The following is a 21,271-nucleotide window of genomic DNA, read 5'->3' as shown; positions in this document are numbered from 1 at the left end:
CAACGAATCGAGCTAATACCGCTTTAATAACACTGGAGGTTATCCAAGATGTCAGTAGAAAATGTCCTATCGCTGATCCAAGAAAACGAAGTTAAGTTTGTTGACCTACGCTTTACCGATACAAAAGGCAAAGAGCAGCATATTTCCTTACCTTCTCACCAAGTTGACGCAGACTTCTTTGAAGAAGGCAAGATGTTCGACGGTTCTTCAGTTGCTGGCTGGAAAGGTATCAACGAATCAGACATGGTCATGATGCCTGACGCATCAAGTGCTGTTCTTGACCCATTCACAGAAGATTCAACACTGAATATTCGTTGTGATATTTTAGAGCCTGCAACAATGCAAGGCTACGATCGTGACCCACGTTCAATCGCTAAGCGCTCTGAAGAGTACTTGCGTTCTACAGGTATCGCAGACACTGTTCTTGTCGGTCCTGAGCCAGAATTCTTCTTATTTGATGATGTGAAATTCAACACTGACATGTCAGGTTCTTTCTTCAAGATTGACGACATCGAAGCGGCTTGGAACTCTGGTTCTGATATCGATGGTGGTAACAAAGGTCACCGTCCTGGCGTGAAAGGGGGTTACTTCCCTGTTGCTCCTGTTGATTCATCTCAAGACATCCGTTCTGCTATGTGTCTAATCATGGAAGAGATGGGCCTTGTTGTTGAAGCGCACCACCATGAAGTTGCAACAGCGGGTCAAAACGAAATCGCAACTCGCTTCAACACGCTAACAGCAAAAGCCGATGAGACTCAAATCTACAAGTACGTAGTACACAACGTTGCTCACGCGTTTGGTAAAACAGCGACATTCATGCCTAAACCACTGGTTGGTGATAACGGTTCTGGTATGCACGTTCACCAATCTCTAGCAAAAGACGGTGTAAACCTGTTTGCTGGTGATAAGTACGGCGGCCTATCTGAACTGGCTATCTACTACATTGGCGGCATCATCAAACACGCTCGCGCAATCAACGCATTTGCTAACCCATCAACTAACTCGTACAAGCGTCTTGTACCTGGCTTCGAAGCACCTGTAATGCTTGCATACTCTGCACGTAACCGTTCTGCTTCTATCCGTATCCCAGTGGTACCAAGCCCGAAAGCACGCCGTATCGAGCTACGTTTTGGTGACCCAGCAGCGAACCCTTATCTATGTTACTCAGCAATGCTGATGGCAGGTCTTGACGGAATTAAGAACAAGATCCACCCTGGCGAAGCGATGGATAAAGACTTGTACGACTTACCAGCAGAAGAAGCAGCAGAAATCCCAACGGTTGCAGAATCTCTAGAAGTCGCACTAAAAGCGCTTGATAGCGATCGTGAATTCCTGACGGCTGGTGGTGTATTCTCTGATGACTTTATCGATTCTTACATCGAACTTAAGTCTAAAGATGTTGAGCTGATTAACATGACAACTCACCCACTAGAGTTTGAACTTTACTACTCAGTATAACCTCAATTCGACATTCACACCGTCGTGTGTAATTCGTGATTGAAGTTACTATTTTATTAGGCTCACCTCTCAGGTGAGCCTTTTGTTTATTTGCCCCTTCGTCCTTCAGCTTTATCCTACTCTCTGACTGCCTCCCAAAGCACTTCCAACGAAAAAAGCCCATTCAATCAGTGGATTATGTGAAGGAAAAATGAGTGATGAAGCCCTATATTCTATTTTTTATAACACTGCTTTTTCCTGTGTTCAGCTACACGCAAACCATCTACACATGGGAAGACGACCAAGGTGTTCTTCATTTCAGCGATTCTACTAACGGGAAAAAAGGCGGGAAAACAGTAAAAACCATTACACTGCCCGATCACTTCGCAGAAGCACCCGCCCCTTCCTTTGAATCTCTTCCCAGCAGCGATCTGCCTAGCGAAGAAAAAGGAAAAGCCACCACTAAACCGGGGCCACTATCGCTCTCTTTTCAATCGCCACAACATGACCAAACCATCCGTAGTAATCAAGGCCATATCAACATCACAGTAAACTCGAATCGCAAGTTGTTAGTGGGTGAGCATTTTCAACTGATCTTAAACAACGCCACTTATTCTGCTCCAAATACAACGGGAAAATGGCAGCTAAAAAACATCGATCGGGGCTCTCATACTATTTCAATTCAAGCCTTTAGAGACGGCAAGCTTATTGCATCATCTATGTCTATAACGGTGCATTTACATCGGGCTTCGATAAAGTAGCGAGAAACAGACTCAAAAAGACCTCACACGGTCCAAATCTACTTTCGATTCCTGATGCTATGCGCCATACTGGAATAACCACGCACCATATTGGTGCAGGGGTAATTTTCAGAGTAACAAGGATGATCCTGTGAGCGCAGAATTAAGCACCGCCATTTTAGATAATGTTGTAACCGCGACGTTGATGCTGGATGAATCTCTCATTGTGAGATATGCCAACCCTTCAGCGGAACAGCTATTTACGCAAAGTGCCAAGCGCATCGTCGATCAACCTCTCTCTAAACTCATTCAGCACGCCTCTATGGACTTAGCTTTGCTTTCTCAGCCACTGCAAAGTGGTCAAAGTATTACCGATAGCGATGTGACATTTGTTGTCGACGGTAAACCACTAATGCTTGAAGTTACGGTAAGCCCTCTGTCGTGGAAAAAGGAGCTGATGCTGTTGGTTGAAATGCGAAAAATCGGCCAGCAACGTCGTTTATCGCAAGAGCTCAATCAACATGCACAGCAACAAGCCGCTAAGCTATTGGTTCGAGGCTTAGCCCACGAAATAAAAAACCCTCTGGGTGGTCTACGTGGTGCCGCACAACTACTGGAAAGAATGCTGCCCGATCCAAACTTAACGGAATACACTCAGATTATTATAGAGCAAGCGGATCGACTCAGAGCCTTGGTTGATCGACTTCTTGGTCCACAAAAGCCCGGTAAAAAACGACCTGAAAACTTGCACTCGATTATAGAAAAAGCCCGTCAATTGGTGGAACTTGAATCCCAATACACCATTGCGATTGAACGCGATTACGATCCAAGCTTACCTGATATATTGGTCGATTCAGACCAGATAGAGCAAGCACTGCTTAATATCATCAGTAACGCGGCACAAATATTAACGGAGCACCAACAGGTGCACCCCACCATCACTATTCGCACCAGAACAGTGCACCAAGCGAATATTCATGGCCAAAGACACAAACTTTCCGCTCGCATTGAAATCATAGATAACGGGCCGGGTATTTCACCCGAATTACTCGACACTCTATTTTATCCAATGATCACCGGTCGTGAAGGAGGAACGGGCTTAGGCCTTTCGATATCTCAAAATTTAATCGATCAGCACAACGGAAAAATTGACGTTGAAAGCTGGCCAGGTAAAACCACATTTACCATTTATTTACCTATATAACTTTTTAAATGCTTGCAACGGAATGTCTATGAGGAATACGCACTATGAGTAAAGGATATGTTTGGGTTGTCGATGACGATAGCTCCATTCGCTGGGTGATGGAGAAAACACTCTCATCAGCCAACATAAAATGCGAAACATTTTCCGATGCAGAAAGTGTCTTACTTGCCTTAGAGCGAGAAACGCCGGATGTTCTCGTCTCTGATATTCGCATGCCAGGCATTGATGGCATTCAACTACTGGAACAAATTCACACTCGCTCACCAGAACTTCCTGTGATCATAATGACGGCTCACTCCGATCTTGATGCCGCCGTGAACGCTTATCAAAAAGGGGCGTTCGAGTACCTTCCCAAACCTTTCGACGTCGACGAAACGCTCACGTTGGTTGAACGAGCCATTGCTCACAATCAAGAGCAACGTAAATCACAAAGTACTGAAGAAACCTCGTCGAGTGAAACACCTGAAATTATTGGGGAAGCGCCTGCAATGCAAGAGGTGTTTCGCGCAATTGGTCGATTATCTCGTTCCTCTATCTCAGTTCTCATTAACGGTGAATCAGGCACAGGTAAAGAACTGGTTGCCCACGCCCTGCATCGACACAGCCCTAGAGCAAAAAAACCCTTTATTGCACTAAACATGGCCGCGATTCCCAAAGATCTAATTGAGTCTGAGCTATTTGGCCATGAAAAAGGCGCATTTACTGGAGCAAATAGTGTTAGGCAAGGTCGCTTTGAACAAGCTAATGGAGGGACTTTATTTTTAGATGAAATCGGCGATATGCCACTCGATATCCAAACACGACTTCTACGTGTATTGTCTGATGGACAGTTTTACCGTGTCGGTGGGCATTCAGCCATTAAAGTGGATGTGCGAATTGTTGCTGCTACCCATCAAAACCTTGAAAGCCTAGTACATAAAGGGGAATTTCGTGAAGATTTATTCCACCGCCTTAATGTCATTCGCATCCACATTCCAGCACTAAGAGAAAGACGACAAGACATCGAAAAACTGACCCTACACTTTTTGTCTTTGGCGGCCGATGAGTTAGAGGTTGACATGAAGACCCTTCATCCAAAGACAGTAGATGTGCTTAATCACCTTGATTGGCCAGGAAATGTCCGCCAGCTTGAAAATATTTGTCGCTGGTTAACCGTTATGGCCAGTGGTAATGAGATTCTTCCTAACGATCTTCCTGGTGAGTTGATCGATGAAAAGCCATCACTCACCCTCGGTGAAGGTGACAACTGGCAAGGGTTACTTTCTTCCTGGGCCAAGAAAGCTCTGTCATCCGGTGAAACGGAACTGCTGACGTTCGCACAGCCAGAATTTGAACGAATTTTACTAGAGGCTGCTCTTAATCATACCAATGGACACAAACAAGATGCTGCTAAGGTTCTAGGTTGGGGAAGAAATACCCTGACGAGAAAGCTAAAAGAGCTATACTGATTGAATATATGGAAATAAAACGCGTTGATGAGGCGCTTAATGGTGTTGGTTTGTACTTTTTGTGCCTCATCCTCACTCTTTTGTAGTAAATAAACGCGTAAATCAGATATTCGATGGAAGTTAATGACTCAAATAACACTAAGAACAGCGGTTGTTCTGCCTTTTATCCTCATCTTCTTGGTGACCATGGGCTGTATTATTGCGGTGCAAAAATACAGCTATGAAGAGATGGTTAATGAGGTTACTGATAAACACCTGACATCGCTGACCACAAATGTAGTTCAAAAGCTTGATCACTACCTTGAAGAATCCTTCCAAGCCAGTTTGTCCATTAGCCACAACATCGGGCAAAATAAGCTCTACCGTTCGGGTAACCTCGAACTGATTGAAGACTATATCCTGAGTAGTTTTCACTCTCTTTACGAACCAATTTCTCAAATTGGGGTCATCAGTTTTGGTAGCGAAGCCGCTGAATATATAGGCTTTAGAAAAGAAGCGGATGACGCCTACACCTTAATGCTTCAAGACAATCGTTCGAATGATAATCTGGTCATCTACCAAGGTGATGCGATAAGCGATAACACCAGAGCTGTGATTGAAAACTACGATCCGCGAATTCGCCCGTGGTACACACCGGTTTCGAGTAATTTGAAGCCCGTTTGGTCATCAATCTATACGGATGCCGATGAAAGACAAACGATAACCATCTCAGCACTGGCTCCGGTTATAGACAATGATGAATTTATGGGCGTTGTTGCGACAGATATTAAACTCCATACTTTCAATGCGTTTTTAGCCGAGCTTAAACAGCGCACCAAAGCGACCATTTATATCTTCGACAATGATCAGCAACTCATCACTCACTCAAGTGATAAAAGTGTTGTCTCCTGGGGAACCCCCATCACAGACAAAGGCGATCGTTTGCTCGCCATTGAAAGTGCTAACCCTATCATTCAATCCATGGCTGAATTTATTCGACCACTCGCTTTCCCTATACAATCTCGATTATATAAATTCGATTCCATCATCTCTGGTGAACGCTACTTTAGCCAAGTCACCCCGTATACCGATCAACATGGGCTTGAATGGTATATCGGCGTTTCCATTTCAGAACCAGATTTGCTGGGAAAATTACCGAATAACCAACGCCTGAGTTGGAGTCTTGGCATTTTCGTCAGTGTTATCGGTATCGCTCTTGGCTTCATCGCGTTTAACAAAATTACTCAACCACTGACGGCTACCGCTCGAGCAGCTAGCGATCTAGCAGATGGCAATTGGCATAGCACCATGCCTAAGTCTGGCCATATCTATGAAATTAACCTTCTCGTCAACGCATTCAACGAAATGACGGATAACCTCAAAATCTCCTTTGATGCTCTTCGTAACCAGTTGTTGTATGACTCATTAACCAAGGTATATAGCCGCGAAGGACTCATTGATTGTTGTGATAAATTACCAACTCTTAATGGTCATTTATTGATGATTGGGATAAATAGGTTTCGAAACATTAATGACAGTATTGGGCACAACAGAGCCGATCACTTACTGAAAGATATCTCGCAACGCATTAAGCATATCGCGCACAAAAATACTTACCTTGCTCGTATTGGAGGTGATGAGTTTGCGATTTACTTACCAGAGCAAATAACCGAGAGCGATCTCAAGCAGTTGGCATTGCGTGTTCATCAAGCCTTTGCTTCACCGTTTGTTATCGATGGCCAAAACCTCATTATCAGTGTCTCTATCGGGATTGTCTCGGACAATGATAACCAGTCATCTATGGGGAAATGGTTAAGAAATGGCAGTATTGCACTGAGCAACTCTAAACTCGAACCCTCGAACATCAGCTACTACCGACCTGAAATGGCGGATATTTCCAAAAACCGAACAACAATGATGGCTAAAATTAAAACGGCGATTGAGAACAATGAGTTCGTTGCCTTTTATCAGCCAATTATGGATCTTAATACCGGTGATGTTATTGGTGCTGAAGCTCTTGCCAGATGGATATCCCCTAAAGAAGGCCTGATCCCACCTCTAGATTTTATCCCTATAGCAGAAGAATATGGTTTTATTTCCGAAATCGGTGAACAAATCTTGCGCCAAGCGTGCCGAGATACGATGCTCGGTGTAGAACAAGGAAAATGGGGCAAAGATTTTCACATGCATGTCAACGTGTCGGCTAATCAACTCTCCCAGCAAGATTATATTTCCAGCTTGACCAAAACAATCGAAGACTCAGGTATTGACGCTCAATACCTTACCCTCGAAATCACCGAATCTCGCATCGTCAGTGGTGATAAGCTGGTGCTAAATAACATGCAAGCTATTCAACAGTTAGGCTGCAAAATCGCCATTGATGACTTTGGAACTGGCTATAGTTCGCTGGCTTACTTACATGAATTACCCTTTAACTGCATTAAGATAGACCGAACTTTCATTGAACAAATGAACATTGAGACTCTCGATAACTCTATTGTCTCAGCCATTATTAATATGACAAAAGGAATGAAGGTTAATATTGTCGCCGAAGGTATTGAAACAATAGAGCAAGTGCAGATGCTTAACTCCCTTCACTGTCCCCAAGGCCAAGGCTTCCTCTATAGCCGCCCTGTTCCTTTCACGGAGTGGCCAACACATTTAGTTAACATTAAATGACAAATAGGGGATTCAATAACTTTTCCCCACTTTTACTACTGACAGTATAGTGATTGGTTTTTATACTTGGCATTAGCCCCCTAATAGCAATTGGAATGATTACAATGATTACAAAGAACATCCCTTTAACTGATCTGCACCGTCATCTCGACGGCAATATTCGTACTCAGACCATATTAGACCTTGGAAAAAAGTTTGGCGTTTCTCTTCCTGCTTATGATATTGAAAGCCTAACTCCTCACGTACAGATCGTTGAAGCTGAGCCATCACTGGTCGCTTTTCTATCAAAACTAGACTGGGGAGTGGCCGTATTGGGCGATCTTGACGCTTGTCGTCGTGTTGCTTACGAAAATGTTGAAGATGTTCTGAATGCACAAATTGATTACGCTGAGCTGCGTTTTTCACCGTACTACATGGCCATGAAACACAAACTGCCTGTCGAGGGTGTCGTTGAAGCTGTGGTTGATGGTGTTAGAGCTGGCGTCCGTGATTTTGGTGTTCAAGCCAATCTAATCGGTATTATGAGCCGCACATTTGGTATCGATGCCTGCCAGCAAGAACTTGATGCGATCTTAACTCAGAAAGATCATATTGTTGCCGTCGACTTAGCTGGAGATGAACTGGGTCAACCCGGAGATCGCTTCATTAGTCATTTTAAACAAGTTCGTGATGCGGGCCTGAATGTCACTGTTCATGCGGGAGAAGCAGCAGGCGCAGAAAGCATGTGGCAAGCAATTCAAGAGCTTGGAGCAACTCGCATTGGACACGGCGTTAAAGCCATTCATGATCCGAAATTAATGGATTACCTTGTAGAGCACCGTATTGGAATAGAGTCATGCTTAACCTCTAATTTCCAAACAAGCACAGTTGAGTCTTTAACAAATCACCCCATTAAACAGTTCTTAGATCACGGCGTTTTGGCGTGTCTAAACACCGATGATCCGGCTGTAGAAGGTATAGAGTTGCCTTACGAATACGAAGTGGCTGCACCACAAGCAGGCCTAAGCCAAGCTCAAATTAAACAAGCTCAAATTAATGGTTTGGATCTGGCATTTATCTCTGAACAAGAAAAACAAGCGCTGAAAGATAAAGTCAATCAGCGTTAGAGCCGATTTAAAGCAATAAATAGCATAATACTAAAAAGCCTCTTTTTCATATCTCTTTCGAAGAGCTCTGTGAATCAGAGGCTTTTTAATATATGTAGGGTGACCAACCCTTATCAAAAGTGCAGTCTCGCAACTCATCTACCCCCACTCTTCTCTGCTTTTTTTGGCACTTAGAATAGGAATATGGGGCGTTTTTTACTTAATTGTTTTACTCATACAGCAGTTCTTACCTTGCTCTTTAGCTTGATAGAGTGCTTCATCAGCTTGTGAAAAAAGACCTTCTTGAACTTTTTCACTATTGGGAATAGTAGACACTAAACCAATAGACAACGTCACTGATTTATATTGCTCTTCCAAGATGTCACGAAAACATTTGCGTAATTTATCTAAATGAGCAAACGCTGCTTCTGGAGTAAAATCGATGAGTAGGATAGCAAATTCGTCACCGCCAATCCGAAAAACTGTTTCTGAAGGTCGATGAAAAAATATCTGTAGGTACTTTGACAGTAACTGCAGCAGCTCGTCGCCGGCCTGATGGCCATAAGTATCATTCACCATTTTAAAGCCATCTAAATCCATAACAGCTAAAGATAAGTAACCTTTAGATTGCCACTGAGCTTGCCATTGTTTGATCAATACCTCTTCATAAGCTCGCCGATTTTTAAGCATGGTCAACATATCTTGTTGTGCAATATTGCTTAATTTTTTATTGGCGATTTCAAGCTCATGAGTTCGCTCTGCGATTCGTTTCTCTAATAAATTATTGGCTTCAATCAACGATTCTTGACTGCTTATACGCATCACCATTTCACCGACATTATTAAAAAACAGCTGTAGCAGTTGTTTCCGTTGACTGGTTAATACTCGCTTATGCAATAAGTTATCAGCAAAGACACAAACCGTGTCCACATCATTAACACGCACTAGAATACACGCATTCCAACCTTTCCCCACCACCTTGCTATCGTAATATAAAGGAGTGTCATCAAGCACAAATAGCTGGTTTGGTGTCTCTTGTGCCAGTAGATTGAGTTCGCTTTCCGGCATAGCTAAAATAATATGCGATTCGTCTCGAATTTTGCCTTCGGCATCAACGCCAAAAGTACCTTGTATCTGACTGATATCGCCATCAATAGGGAGGAAAATGCCAACCCTATCAATATCTAACTGTTCGACCGCGAACTGCACCGCATGACGACATAGATCGTGTCTGTTTTCCGCCCGAGACATAAAGCTCAGTGCTTTACCTAGCATTCTTATCTGAGAGTTATGACGAATTTCCACAAGAAAACGGGCGATGGTTTTACCAAAAATATTAAACGCTTCATTCAAATTTACATCGAATGGTTGTTTGTTCCAGAGATTGTCCATAGCAAACCAGCCTAATGCTTCTTGTTCATTTCGAAGCACTACCATACCGTTCCAACCTATACCAATAGGTTGATCGATATAATATAGCGTTACATCATTTTCTACATGGAGCACCTTTTCCGGATCAGTCAGTACCGTACAAAAGGGGGGGGATAAATGTGAAAATTTATACACATCTTGGCTTTCATCGCGATATTTTCCATCCGGGTCGATACCGTACACACCACGATATTCGTTTTCTTTTATATCAATAACAAACGCACCGGCTCTATCGATTCCTAACCGTTCATGTAAAATTTGAATGCTTTGCTGTAACAACTGATATTCATCACGACAAGCCGCCAGCTCAGCGAGAGCAGTAGCTACAATCTCCATCGCCTGATTTTTTTTCGTTTCACCCTGAAGCTGATTGAGTATGATGTTGTACTGTGTATCAATCAGATTCCGATGATTTTGTGACGACATCTCTGATAGTCGTTGCTGCCAGATATTTTGCAGTATCAACGCAAACATTGGTAAATCTTGTGGCTCTTTTCGCCACTCACTTTCGGGATGATAAACAACAACCAGTGCGAAATGCCCTTGATTGTCGGAACTTAACGTACAAATGTCGTAAGAACGTTTATTTTTTTGGCTCAACATCCTCTCTTTACTTAGCATACTTAAAGGCACGGTTAACATGCCTTTTTTCTCGTTAATTGAAGAGACTAAATAGAAGAATGAATCGAGTTGTTCACCCAGCAGATCCTTGGTTAAGGTTTCACCATCATAAGAAAAATTCAATTTATTATTCGATAAATCACAAATCTGTACGCCCTCAACAGGCAAAGTTTGCTTTAAAAGAACTGATAAACTGCATGCCAGCTCATTGATGCTCTTATCCTGCTTGCTAAGTTCTAATAACGACACCGCAGCATGATACAAAGCAGTAGTATGTAAAATAGAGGGTTCTGTCATTAGCGCACTATTGAATAATAAATATGTATGGCTTAATTATCATACATATTTATCAATATATCCAAAAACTAACCCTCATAACTTGATCGCTGCAATTAACATTCAATACTGGTCAGGTATCACGTTGTCAGTGTCTTTATCTATTAGGTCTAAACTTGAGATAGGAACAATCTATTAAAAACTGGCCTTTGTACTTCATACCAAGATGAAGTCATTATTTAGGGAGACAACGTTTTAAAAAGGTAGATTTATACCAAAAACGCAAGATGAGCCACTCCAAGTTAAGCATGAGGTGTGGAATGAATAAGACTCTGAAAATCGTGCTTCACGAAGACGCCTTTAAGAGCCTTTATTAGATCACGTAATTAATGGGGTTGGGATTAGTTGAATTGGCATTACTTTAAACGTAAAAAAGCCCAAGTCTTTCGACTTGGGCTTCTCAATGTGGCGGAGAGATAGGGATTTGAACCCTAGAAGGGCTACAAACCCTTGCCGGTTTTCAAGACCGGTGCTTTCGACCACTCAGCCATCTCTCCGTAAATCTTCATCGTCAGATTAGTACACTGATGATGTTTGTTATTTGCGTGAGCAAATAACGGTACCTTTTTGTCTTCACTTTTAAAAAGTGAAAATAAAATTAAAGCCTGGCGATGTCCTACTCTCACATGGGGAAGCCCCACACTACCATCGGCGCTACTGCGTTTCACTTCTGAGTTCGGCATGGGATCAGGTGGGTCCGCAACGCTATGGTCGCCAAGCAAATTCTTAATTCGGAAAACTGATTATAAAAGTTCAATCACACATTCAATGTTCTATTTGAGTCCACAAAACCCCTTGGGTGTTGTATGGTTAAGCCTCACGGGCAATTAGTACAGGTTAGCTCAATGCCTCGCAGCACTTACACACCCTGCCTATCAACGTTCTAGTCTTGAACAACCCTTTAGGGCACTTAAAGTGCCAGGGAAGACTCATCTCAGGGCTCGCTTCGCGCTTAGATGCTTTCAGCGCTTATCGATTCCGAACTTAGCTACCGGGCAATGCCACTGGCGTGACAACCCGAACACCAGAGGTTCGTCCACTCCGGTCCTCTCGTACTAGGAGCAGCCCCCTTCAATCTTCCAACGCCCACGGCAGATAGGGACCGAACTGTCTCACGACGTTCTAAACCCAGCTCGCGTACCACTTTAAATGGCGAACAGCCATACCCTTGGGACCGACTTCAGCCCCAGGATGTGATGAGCCGACATCGAGGTGCCAAACACCGCCGTCGATATGAACTCTTGGGCGGTATCAGCCTGTTATCCCCGGAGTACCTTTTATCCGTTGAGCGATGGCCCTTCCATTCAGAACCACCGGATCACTATGACCTGCTTTCGCACCTGCTCGAATTGTCATTCTCGCAGTCAAGCGGGCTTATGCCATTGCACTAACCACACGATGTCCAACCGTGTTTAGCCCACCTTCGTGCTCCTCCGTTACTCTTTGGGAGGAGACCGCCCCAGTCAAACTACCCACCAGGCACTGTCCGCAATCCCGATAAGGGACCAACGTTAGAACATCAAACGTACAAGGGTGGTATTTCAAGGTTGACTCCACTCCATCTAGCGACGAAGTTTCAAAGTCTCCCACCTATCCTACACATGTAGGTTCAATGTTCAGTGCCAAGCTGTAGTAAAGGTTCACGGGGTCTTTCCGTCTAGCCGCGGGTACACTGCATCTTCACAGCGATTTCAATTTCACTGAGTCTCGGGTGGAGACAGCGTGGCCATCATTACGCCATTCGTGCAGGTCGGAACTTACCCGACAAGGAATTTCGCTACCTTAGGACCGTTATAGTTACGGCCGCCGTTTACCGGGGCTTCGATCAAGAGCTTCGACCGAAGTCTAACCCCATCAATTAACCTTCCGGCACCGGGCAGGCGTCACACCGTATACGTCATCTTACGATTTTGCACAGTGCTGTGTTTTTAATAAACAGTTGCAGCCACCTGGTATCTGCGACTCCTAGTAGCTCCATCCGCAAGGGACTTCACCGCCAAGAGCGTACCTTCTCCCGAAGTTACGGTACCATTTTGCCTAGTTCCTTCACCCGAGTTCTCTCAAGCGCCTTGGTATTCTCTACCCGACCACCTGTGTCGGTTTGGGGTACGATTTCTTATAATCTGAAGCTTAGAGGCTTTTCCTGGAAGCATGGCATCAATGACTTCACCACCGTAGTGGCTCGACATCGTATCTCAGCGTTAAGAAAGTCCGGATTTACCTAAACTTTCCGCCTACGTACTTGAACCTGGACAACCGTCGCCAGGCCCACCTAGCCTTCTCCGTCCCCCCATCGCAATTATAAGAAGTACGGGAATATTAACCCGTTTCCCATCGACTACGCCTTTCGGCCTCGCCTTAGGGGTCGACTTACCCTGCCCCGATTAACGTTGGACAGGAACCCTTGGTCTTCCGGCGAGGGGGTTTTTCACCCCCTTTATCGTTACTCATGTCAGCATTCGCACTTCTGATACGTCCAGCAGCCCTTACAGACCACCTTCAACCGCTTACAGAACGCTCCCCTACCCCGCATACAAAGTATGCAGCCGCAGCTTCGGTGTATAGCTTAGCCCCGTTACATCTTCCGCGCAGGCCGACTCGACTAGTGAGCTATTACGCTTTCTTTAAATGATGGCTGCTTCTAAGCCAACATCCTAGCTGTCTAAGCCTTCCCACATCGTTTCCCACTTAGCTATACTTTGGGACCTTAGCTGGCGGTCTGGGTTGTTTCCCTCTCCACGACGGACGTTAGCACCCGCCGTGTGTCTCCCGGATAGTACTTACTGGTATTCGGAGTTTGCAAAGGGTTGGTAAGTCGGGATGACCCCCTAGCCTTAACAGTGCTCTACCCCCAGTAGTATTCGTCCGAGGCGCTACCTAAATAGCTTTCGGGGAGAACCAGCTATCTCCAGGTTTGATTGGCCTTTCACCCCTAGCCACAAGTCATCCGCTAATTTTTCAACATTAGTCGGTTCGGTCCTCCAGTTGATGTTACTCAACCTTCAACCTGCCCATGGCTAGATCACCTGGTTTCGGGTCTAATCCTAGCAACTGTACGCCCAGTTAAGACTCGGTTTCCCTACGGCTCCCCTAAACGGTTAACCTTGCTACTAAAATTAAGTCGCTGACCCATTATACAAAAGGTACGCAGTCACCCAACAAGTGGGCTCCTACTGCTTGTACGTACACGGTTTCAGGTTCTATTTCACTCCCCTCACAGGGGTTCTTTTCGCCTTTCCCTCACGGTACTGGTTCACTATCGGTCAGTCAGTAGTATTTAGCCTTGGAGGATGGTCCCCCCATATTCAGACAGGATATCACGTGTCCCGCCCTACTCGATTTCACTGATTATGATGTGTCGGTTACGGGGCTATCACCCTGTATCGCGAGACTTTCCAGACTCTTCACCTGCATCATTAAAAGCTTAAGGGCTACTCCAATTTCGCTCGCCGCTACTTTCGGAATCTCGGTTGATTTCTACTCCTCCGGGTACTTAGATGTTTCAGTTCCCCGGGTTTGCCTCGTTGTGCTATGTATTCACACAACGATACGTGCTTATGCACGTGGGTTTCCCCATTCAGAAATCCCAGACTCAAACGGTTATTACTACCTAATCTGGGCTTATCGCAAGTTATTACGTCTTTCATCGCCTCTGACTGCCAAGGCATCCACCGTGTACGCTTAGTCACTTAACCATACAACCCCAAGAGGTCTTATGTATGGCAAACAACCAAGTTGTCTCTCTATTTTATGAGTGAGAGACGTTCGATTTTGCCGGACTCAAATATAAACAATCATGACGAGTCATGGTTGTTTCCAAGAACACTTGAATGTGTGTTGGTACCTAGTCTCTAAAAGAGAATAGGATTTGAGAACTTTTATTTGAACAACAACCAATCACAGTCGTTGTTCGTCAGCTTTCCAAATTGTTAAAGAGCGAGTGTTTACTTTTTCAAGTTAAAGCACTTTCTAATGACTTTCGTCGACAAGAATCCGAACCATATTCGTTTTACTGAATTGGTTTGGAAGTCAACATCCAAAAGTCTTTAGAGAGTGGTGGGCGATACCGGGCTCGAACCAGTGACCCCCTGCTTGTAAGGCAGGTGCTCTCCCAACTGAGCTAATCGCCCACATTAAGTTTCTTTCTATTTTCACTTTTTAAAAAAGTGACAATAAAAAGCCATCTTCCTGTGGAGAAGAATGGTGGGTCGTGCAGGATTCGAACCTGCGACCAATTGATTAAAAGTCAACTGCTCTACCAACTGAGCTAACGACCCAATGGTATCCCGTAGGGGAGTCGAACCCCTGTTACCGCCGTGAAAGGGCGGTGTCCTAGGCCTCTAGACGAACGGGACACTAGATTTACTTTCACTTCTTAAAAGTGAAAACAAACTGTTGAAATATCTTGGGAGATATTTCTTTCTCTTTACATTTTAAACCATCAATCTGTGTGGGTACTCATCGTGAAAATCATCGTATAAGGAGGTGATCCAGCCCCAGGTTCCCCTAGGGCTACCTTGTTACGACTTCACCCCAGTCATGAACCACAAAGTGGTGAGCGTCCTCCCCGAAAGGTTAAACTACCCACTTCTTTTGCAGCCCACTCCCATGGTGTGACGGGCGGTGTGTACAAGGCCCGGGAACGTATTCACCGTGACATTCTGATTCACGATTACTAGCGATTCCGACTTCATGGAGTCGAGTTGCAGACTCCAATCCGGACTACGACGCACTTTTTGGGATTCGCTCACTATCGCTAGCTTGCTGCCCTCTGTATGCGCCATTGTAGCACGTGTGTAGCCCTACTCGTAAGGGCCATGATGACTTGACGTCGTCCCCACCTTCCTCCGGTTTATCACCGGCAGTCTCCCTGGAGTTCCCACCATTACGTGCTGGCAAACAAGGATAAGGGTTGCGCTCGTTGCGGGACTTAACCCAACATTTCACAACACGAGCTGACGACAGCCATGCAGCACCTGTCTTAGAGCTCCCGAAGGCACACCTGCGTCTCCGCTGGCTTCTCTAGATGTCAAGAGTAGGTAAGGTTCTTCGCGTTGCATCGAATTAAACCACATGCTCCACCGCTTGTGCGGGCCCCCGTCAATTCATTTGAGTTTTAATCTTGCGACCGTACTCCCCAGGCGGTCTACTTAACGCGTTAGCTCCGAAAGCCACGGCTCAAGGCCACAACCTCCAAGTAGACATCGTTTACGGCGTGGACTACCAGGGTATCTAATCCTGTTTGCTCCCCACGCTTTCGCATCTGAGTGTCAGTATCTGTCCAGGGGGCCGCCTTCGCCACTGGTATTCCTTCAGATCTCTACGCATTTCACCGCTACACCTGAAATTCTACCCCCCTCTACAGTACTCTAGTCCAACAGTTTCAAATGCAGTTCCGAGGTTGAGCCCCGGGCTTTCACATCTGACTTATTGAACCACCTGCATGCGCTTTACGCCCAGTAATTCCGATTAACGCTCGCACCCTCCGTATTACCGCGGCTGCTGGCACGGAGTTAGCCGGTGCTTCTTCTGTCGCTAACGTCAAGAGATAAGCGTATTAAACTTACCCCCTTCCTCACGACTGAAAGTACTTTACAACCCGAAGGCCTTCTTCATACACGCGGCATGGCTGCATCAGGCTTTCGCCCATTGTGCAATATTCCCCACTGCTGCCTCCCGTAGGAGTCTGGACCGTGTCTCAGTTCCAGTGTGGCTGATCATCCTCTCAGACCAGCTAGGGATCGTCGCCTTGGTGAGCCATTACCTCACCAACTAGCTAATCCCACCTAGGCGTATCCAATAGCACAAGGCCCGAAGGTCCCCTGCTTTGCTCCAAAGAGATTATGCGGTATTAGCCATCGTTTCCAATGGTTATCCCCCTCTACTGGGCAACTTCCTAGGCATTACTCACCCGTCCGCCGCTCGTCAGCAAAGAAAGCAAGCTTTCTTTCTGTTACCGCTCGACTTGCATGTGTTAGGCCTGCCGCCAGCGTTCAATCTGAGCCATGATCAAACTCTTCAATTTAAGATTTTGATTCCCTAAATAAATAGGGCTCGGCTCAACGAATACTGACTTCAAAACTAGGATTTATCCGAAGATAAACCTGTAATTCTAAAGCTATTATCTTTCCAACAGAAAGATAATGAATTGACTGTGCTCTTTTTGGTTTTCACTTTAAAAAGTGAAATCAAACAGCTCAAGGCTGTACCAAATTGAATTGGTCACTCAGTTCATTGAAACCAAAGTTGTTTCCGAAGAAACTGTTTTTACCTAGGTAAAAACATATTGGATTATCATCAACGAGTGCCCACACAGATTGATAGGTTTAAATTGTTAAAGAGCGTTGCTTGTCGAAGTGTTCTTCTCTAAGCGGACGGTCATTCTAGCGATTTAAGTTTTAGTGTCAACCACTTTTTTCAAAACTTTTTTAAGCACTTGGCTTAAGCTATTTGACCTTGCTAACTCGACTATCAAAACCGAAGTTGTGATGCTTTCCCGTGTCAGCGAGGGGGCATTATAGAGATCGCCGTCACGTTGGCAAGTGCTTTTTTCGGTTTTTTTGCTTTTTTTATTCACTCGATTAGTTTTCAATCAAAGAGGCCGATTTTTGCTACTATTTCAACCAAATTTACCGTTTAATCATCATCAATAAGGAGAACAATATGAATTCTATTCGTAGTTATAAAGGTATCAGCCCGCAAATTGGTGATCGTGTCTATATAGATAGCAGTTCTGTTTTAGTCGGTGATATAAAAATTGGTGACGATTCGAGTATTTGGCCGCTTGTTGCTGCTCGAGGGGATGTAAACCATATTCACATTGGCCAACGTAGCAATGTACAAGATGGTAGCGTTCTTCATGTTACCCATAAGAATGCGGAAAACCCAAGTGGCTACCCTCTGATTATTGGTAATGACGTGACGATTGGTCATAAGGTCATGCTTCACGGATGTACTATCCACGATCGAGTTCTCGTTGGTATGGGTGCAATCGTATTAGACGGCGTGGTTATTCAAGATGAAGTGATGATTGGTGCAGGCAGCCTTGTTCCACCGAATAAAGTATTAGAGAGTGGCTATCTTTATGTGGGTAGCCCAGTAAAACAAGCACGCCCTTTAACGGATAAAGAGCGTGCGTTCTTGCAAAAATCGTCAGATAACTATGTTCAGAACAAAAACGACTATATTAATGAAGTCACTTCTATTCCACTCTAAGCTCCGTCTTTGCCTGAGTTAGACCTACACATCAATAGAGCCAGAAGAGGTCCATTCTTCTTGCTCTATTTTTTCTTCTGCTATTTCTTCAATATCAAAACGGTACTGATTAAACACATCAAGCGCTTGTTGTGGTGACTTAACTTCTTGAGCCGATAATTTTTCTAGTTGCTCCATCGATATATAGCATTCAATTAATGCACCGGCTTGTTGAGCAGGGAAGCTCACCCTCTCTAAATTCTCATCCCAATTCTGCATGTCTGGAAATAAAATAGACTGATTCATTAAAGACCTTCCAAGTTTTTACGTAACTCTCTTAGGATTTGTCTCGAGCCAGGCCTCAATCCTCTCCATAGCATAAAACTTTCTGCGGCTTGGCCGACGAGCATTCCTAAACCGTCATAGGTGGCTGACACTAAGTGCTCTGTCGCCCATTGGTTAAATTTCGTTTTTCCTGAGCCATACACCATGTCATAAACAACGCTGTAAGGAGAAAATATTGCTGGAGATATTGCTGGCAAGTCGCCAGTTAAGCCCGATGAAGAAGAATTGATGATGACGTCGAAAGATTCATCCACCTCCCCAATGTTGATCGCTTTAATATTTCCATAAGGTTCAAACATCTCTGCAAGCTGTTGAGCTTTTGCATGGGTTCGATTGGCAATAATGATTTCAGCTGGGTTTTGATCCAAAAGCGGCTTGATGACACCTCTTGCAGCCCCACCGGCGCCAATCAGTAGAATACGAGCACCTTTCAAAGGCACTTGGTATTGAAGGAGGTCCTGGACGAGCCCTTCACCATCGGTATTGTCACCAATGATCTCTCCATCATCTAATTTCTTTAGTGTATTCACGGCACCTGCTAACTGTGCTCGCTCGGTTAAACGGTCAGCGAATTGATAAGCATCTTCTTTAAAAGGCGCCGTAATATTACAGCCCTTGCCACCTTCTGAAAAAAAGAGCGTTGCCGCTTGTTTGAATCCATCTTTGGGTGGACAAGCAGACACATAAGTAAGAGGCTGGTTGGTTTGGCGCGCAAATAGAGTATGGATGAAGGGAGATTTACTTTGTTTAATGGGATTGCCGAAAACCACGTAACGATCTATTTGCTGAGTCATATCCTTAACCTATCAGAAATTTAAAAGAGTCATACTAAAAGACATGTGCCTTAAAATATGACCCTATCACTAACTCTAGGCAGAAGAAACTACATATAGAAGAAAGCCTATAGAAAGCGACCGATTACCAATCTCGAGGTTTTAAGTAGTGATCGTAAAGCGCCGCTTCTGGAGAATCACTTTCTACCTGGTAGGCATATTCCCAGCGAGCTAATGGTGGCATCGACATCAGAATCGATTCTGTCCGCCCTCCGCTTTGCAATCCGAACAGCGTTCCCCTGTCATACACCAGATTGAATTCAACATAACGTCCACGACGGTAAAGCTGAAACTCACGCTCTCTTTCACCAAATGGCGTCTCTTTTCTTCGCTCAACAATAGGCAAGTAGGCATCAGTAAAGCCCTCACCCACCGCTTGCATATAAGAAAAGCACTGATCGAAGCCCCACTGATTGAGATCATCAAAAAACAAACCACCAACGCCCCGAGTTTCTTTGCGATGAGGCAAGAAGAAGTATTTATCGCACCAAGCTTTATGCTCAGCATAGACCTGGGCACCAAAAGGCTCACAAATATCTTTGGCAACATTGTGCCAATGCTGACAATCTTCCTCAAAAGGATAAAACGGCGTTAAATCAAAACCACCACCAAACCACCAAATCGGAGCCTCGCCCTCTTTTTCAGCAATAAAAAAGCGTACATTAGCATGAGATGTCGGAATGTACGGGTTATTAGGATGCATCACTAACGAAACACCCATCGCCTCAAATTTTCGGCCTGCTAACTCTGGTCGGTGCGCCGTTGCTGATGCTGGCATTTGTTCACCCAATACATGTGAGAAGTTAACACCACCTTGCTCAAAAACATGCCCATTGCGCATGACTCTTGTTCGGCCACCACCAGCAAGTCGCTCACTCGGACCTTTCTCCCAATCGTCATGTTCAAACTTAGCCGTGCCATCCGCCCGTTCTAGTGCGGAACAGATGTTATCTTGCAGTGATAATAGAAACTGCTTCACTTTGTGCTTATCAATACTTGCCATCATTTTTATCCAACGCTGATTTTGGTTATCTTTCTGACTTCATCTGACTTTCTTTATCAAACTTGCTATATCGTACATTCTCTATCGAAATGGTCAGCCTTGCCTTACGACCTTTGAGGTTTTGGCATCTCTATAACTCACTCGGCTTATCTCTTCTACTCGTTTTCCATTCGAGTATGTCAAACCGTTTATCACCCAGTAGCGGCTAAACTTCAGAAATGGTAATGCACGAAGTAAACCCCCGTCGGGTTAGCACCCTGACTCTGATTTATCAGCAGTGAGCACGGTAAGTGTACAAATAATCACAATCCGTGCATAAGGTATTTGTTTACAAATTGTATGATTCTTCTTTTAACACCAACGCAAACGTTTGCTTGATGAGGTTTTACCCGTATAATGCGCCCAAAATATCCACTCACCTAATTATTGAAGCTTGAAGGAGTTTGAGATGAAAGTCGGCATTATTATGGGTTCTAAATCAGATTGGCCAACCATGAAACTAGCAGCAGAGATGCTAGACCAATTTGGTGTCCCTTACGAAACCAAGGTCGTTTCTGCACACAGAACTCCTCAGCTACTCGCGGATTACGCAACTACTGCAAAAGAGCGTGGCATTAAAGTCATCATCGCAGGAGCGGGCGGGGCTGCTCACTTACCAGGAATGGCTGCGGCCTTTACCAGTGTTCCGGTATTAGGGGTTCCAGTACAATCTCGCGCTCTTAAAGGGATGGATTCATTGTTATCCATTGTACAAATGCCTAAAGGGATCGCCGTGGGTACTTTGGCTATCGGTGAAGCCGGTGCGGCCAATGCTGGAATTCTAGCTGCACAAATCATCGGCACACACGATGAGACAGTCATGGCTAAAGTTGAAGCGTTCCGAACAGAACAAACCGACACCGTCCTTGCCAACCCGAATCCTGCTGAGGACTAAAC

General features: G+C 44.7%; 12 protein-coding genes, 4 tRNA genes and 3 rRNA genes. 8 read left to right on the top strand and 11 right to left on the bottom strand.

Going from position 1 to position 21,271, the window contains the following annotated elements:
- The first annotated feature begins 48 nt into the window (after positions 1 to 48).
- The 6 genes from glnA (at position 49) to add (ending at position 8,593) form a co-directional block, all read left to right on the top strand.
- Complete coding sequence (gene glnA / locus QF117_RS06230) at positions 49 to 1,458, top strand: glutamate--ammonia ligase (protein WP_282388222.1); 1,410 nt, start codon at positions 49 to 51, stop codon at positions 1,456 to 1,458.
- Between the two features lie 197 nt (positions 1,459 to 1,655).
- Positions 1,656 to 2,198, top strand: coding sequence for a DUF4124 domain-containing protein (locus QF117_RS06225; RefSeq protein WP_282388221.1), 543 nt, complete (start codon positions 1,656 to 1,658; stop codon positions 2,196 to 2,198).
- Positions 2,199 to 2,328: 130 nt separating this feature from the next.
- Positions 2,329 to 3,381: a nitrogen regulation protein NR(II) gene (gene glnL, locus QF117_RS06220; RefSeq protein WP_282388220.1), complete on the top strand. Its 1,053-nt coding sequence runs from the start codon at positions 2,329 to 2,331 to the stop codon at positions 3,379 to 3,381.
- A gap of 44 nt (positions 3,382 to 3,425) precedes the next feature.
- Positions 3,426 to 4,829, top strand: a complete 1,404-nt coding sequence (gene glnG, locus QF117_RS06215; protein WP_282388219.1) for a nitrogen regulation protein NR(I) — start codon at positions 3,426 to 3,428, stop codon at positions 4,827 to 4,829.
- 123 nt (positions 4,830 to 4,952) lie between these two features.
- Positions 4,953 to 7,487, top strand: a complete 2,535-nt coding sequence (locus QF117_RS06210) for an EAL domain-containing protein (RefSeq protein ID WP_282388218.1) — start codon at positions 4,953 to 4,955, stop codon at positions 7,485 to 7,487.
- Positions 7,488 to 7,591: 104 nt separating this feature from the next.
- On the top strand, positions 7,592 to 8,593 hold the full coding sequence (gene add / locus QF117_RS06205) for an adenosine deaminase (protein ID WP_282388217.1): 1,002 nt from the start codon (positions 7,592 to 7,594) through the stop codon (positions 8,591 to 8,593).
- A gap of 195 nt (positions 8,594 to 8,788) precedes the next feature.
- Here add and QF117_RS06200 read toward each other — a convergent pair whose 3' ends face one another.
- The 8 genes from QF117_RS06200 to QF117_RS06165 all read right to left on the bottom strand — a co-directional run bounded on the left by QF117_RS06200 (position 8,789) and on the right by QF117_RS06165 (position 16,985).
- On the bottom strand, positions 8,789 to 10,921 hold the full coding sequence (locus tag QF117_RS06200) for a GGDEF domain-containing protein (protein ID WP_282388216.1): 2,133 nt from the start codon (positions 10,919 to 10,921) through the stop codon (positions 8,789 to 8,791).
- Positions 10,922 to 11,366: 445 nt separating this feature from the next.
- Positions 11,367 to 11,457: transfer RNA gene (locus QF117_RS06195), tRNA-Ser, on the bottom strand.
- A 106-nt stretch (positions 11,458 to 11,563) separates the two neighbouring features.
- A 5S ribosomal RNA gene (gene rrf, locus QF117_RS06190) occupies positions 11,564 to 11,679 on the bottom strand.
- Between the two features lie 87 nt (positions 11,680 to 11,766).
- Positions 11,767 to 14,655: ribosomal RNA gene (locus tag QF117_RS06185) — 23S ribosomal RNA — on the bottom strand.
- Between the two features lie 359 nt (positions 14,656 to 15,014).
- Positions 15,015 to 15,090: transfer RNA gene (locus QF117_RS06180), tRNA-Val, on the bottom strand.
- Between the two features lie 71 nt (positions 15,091 to 15,161).
- Positions 15,162 to 15,237: transfer RNA gene (locus QF117_RS06175), tRNA-Lys, on the bottom strand.
- A 2-nt stretch (positions 15,238 to 15,239) separates the two neighbouring features.
- Positions 15,240 to 15,315: transfer RNA gene (locus tag QF117_RS06170), tRNA-Glu, on the bottom strand.
- Positions 15,316 to 15,438: 123 nt separating this feature from the next.
- Positions 15,439 to 16,985: ribosomal RNA gene (locus QF117_RS06165) — 16S ribosomal RNA — on the bottom strand.
- The 16S, 23S and 5S rRNA genes sit together here with 4 tRNA genes alongside, the layout of an rRNA operon.
- 638 nt (positions 16,986 to 17,623) lie before the next feature.
- Between QF117_RS06165 and QF117_RS06160 the strand changes: the two genes are divergently transcribed.
- Complete coding sequence (locus tag QF117_RS06160; protein WP_282388215.1) at positions 17,624 to 18,175, top strand: gamma carbonic anhydrase family protein; 552 nt, start codon at positions 17,624 to 17,626, stop codon at positions 18,173 to 18,175.
- A 24-nt stretch (positions 18,176 to 18,199) separates the two neighbouring features.
- On the opposite strand, the gene QF117_RS06155 is transcribed toward QF117_RS06160, so the two are convergent.
- From QF117_RS06155 to hemF, 3 genes are all read right to left on the bottom strand, one after another.
- Complete coding sequence (locus tag QF117_RS06155) at positions 18,200 to 18,460, bottom strand: DUF1488 domain-containing protein (RefSeq protein ID WP_282388214.1); 261 nt, start codon at positions 18,458 to 18,460, stop codon at positions 18,200 to 18,202.
- The gene (gene aroE, locus QF117_RS06150) at positions 18,460 to 19,293 is read right to left on the bottom strand and encodes a shikimate dehydrogenase (RefSeq protein ID WP_282388213.1); all 834 of its coding nucleotides are present in this window, start codon (positions 19,291 to 19,293) and stop codon (positions 18,460 to 18,462) included. Before aroE ends, QF117_RS06155 begins: the two co-directional genes overlap by 1 nt.
- 124 nt (positions 19,294 to 19,417) lie before the next feature.
- Positions 19,418 to 20,335, bottom strand: a complete 918-nt coding sequence (gene hemF, locus QF117_RS06145) for an oxygen-dependent coproporphyrinogen oxidase (RefSeq protein ID WP_282389429.1) — start codon at positions 20,333 to 20,335, stop codon at positions 19,418 to 19,420.
- 448 nt (positions 20,336 to 20,783) lie between these two features.
- Here hemF and purE point away from each other — a divergent pair, with 448 nt between their 5' ends.
- Positions 20,784 to 21,269: a 5-(carboxyamino)imidazole ribonucleotide mutase gene (gene purE, locus QF117_RS06140; RefSeq protein ID WP_017034326.1), complete on the top strand. Its 486-nt coding sequence runs from the start codon at positions 20,784 to 20,786 to the stop codon at positions 21,267 to 21,269.
- Positions 21,270 to 21,271: the final 2 nt, after the last annotated feature.

Origin of the sequence: Vibrio sp. YMD68 (assembly GCF_029958905.1) — a bacterium.
Classification (GTDB): Bacteria; Pseudomonadota; Gammaproteobacteria; order Enterobacterales; family Vibrionaceae; genus Vibrio.
This window is presented reverse-complemented; position numbering and strand designations above follow the sequence as displayed.

Coding starts and splice junctions, on each gene's coding strand:
- glnA (WP_282388222.1), top strand. CDS start 49: ATGTCAGTAGAAAATGTCCTATCGCTGATCCAAGAAAACGAAGTTAAG.
- QF117_RS06225 (WP_282388221.1), top strand. CDS start 1,656: ATGAAGCCCTATATTCTATTTTTTATAACACTGCTTTTTCCTGTGTTC.
- glnG (WP_282388219.1), top strand. CDS start 3,426: ATGAGTAAAGGATATGTTTGGGTTGTCGATGACGATAGCTCCATTCGC.
- QF117_RS06210 (WP_282388218.1), top strand. CDS start 4,953: ATGACTCAAATAACACTAAGAACAGCGGTTGTTCTGCCTTTTATCCTC.
- add (WP_282388217.1), top strand. CDS start 7,592: ATGATTACAAAGAACATCCCTTTAACTGATCTGCACCGTCATCTCGAC.
- QF117_RS06200 (WP_282388216.1), bottom strand. CDS start 10,921: ATGACAGAACCCTCTATTTTACATACTACTGCTTTGTATCATGCTGCG.
- QF117_RS06160 (WP_282388215.1), top strand. CDS start 17,624: ATGAATTCTATTCGTAGTTATAAAGGTATCAGCCCGCAAATTGGTGAT.
- QF117_RS06155 (WP_282388214.1), bottom strand. CDS start 18,460: ATGAATCAGTCTATTTTATTTCCAGACATGCAGAATTGGGATGAGAAT.
- aroE (WP_282388213.1), bottom strand. CDS start 19,293: ATGACTCAGCAAATAGATCGTTACGTGGTTTTCGGCAATCCCATTAAA.
- hemF (WP_282389429.1), bottom strand. CDS start 20,335: ATGGCAAGTATTGATAAGCACAAAGTGAAGCAGTTTCTATTATCACTG.
- purE (WP_017034326.1), top strand. CDS start 20,784: ATGAAAGTCGGCATTATTATGGGTTCTAAATCAGATTGGCCAACCATG.